The organism is Burkholderia sp. Ac-20392 (assembly GCF_017104585.1).
In the GTDB taxonomy this organism is placed as follows: domain Bacteria; phylum Pseudomonadota; class Gammaproteobacteria; order Burkholderiales; family Burkholderiaceae; genus Burkholderia; species Burkholderia lata.
In genome coordinates, this window is the sequence record NZ_JAAGPB010001191.1 from 1 (window position 1) to 618 (window position 618).

1 protein-coding gene is annotated in these 618 nt (G+C 64.4%); it reads right to left on the reverse strand.

Going from position 1 to position 618, the window contains the following annotated elements:
• Window positions 1-618: TOBE domain-containing protein (locus tag G3N99_RS41540; RefSeq protein WP_206125349.1), on the reverse strand; the 618-nt coding region annotated here is incomplete at both ends.

Here is a 618-nt window from a genome sequence, read left to right on the forward strand (position 1 = left end):
GGTGCGAGCTCGACAGGTTCGACACGACCGTCTTGCCGCTCGGCAAGCGCACGTGATACAGCGAGTAGCTGCCCATGTACGCGATGTCGGTCACGACGCCGCGCGCCCAGTTGTGTTTCGAGCCCGGCTTCTCGCGCGACACGTGAATGCGCTCCGGACGCACCGAGATGCCGACCGGCATGCCGAGCGGGCCCGTGATGCCGTGGCTCACGTACATGCGTGCTTCGAGGTCGTCGCTCTCGACGAAGATGTGATCGGGCTCGTCTTCAACCACGCGGCCCTCGAACAGGTTCGTCGAGCCGATGAATTCGGCCGAGAAGCGGCTGTTCGGGAATTCGTACACCTCGCCCGGCGCACCGATCTGCACGATCTTGCCTTCGCTCATCACCGCGAGGCGGCTGGCCATCGTCATCGCCTCTTCCTGATCGTGCGTGACCATCACGCACGTCACGTCGACCTTCTCGATGATGTTCACGAGTTCGAGCTGGGTCTTCTGGCGGATCTTCTTGTCGAGCGCGGACATCGGCTCGTCGAGCAGCAAGAGCTTCGGGCGCTTGACCAGCGAGCGGGCCAACGCGACGCGCTGCTGCTGGCCGCCGGAGAGCTGATGCGGCTTGC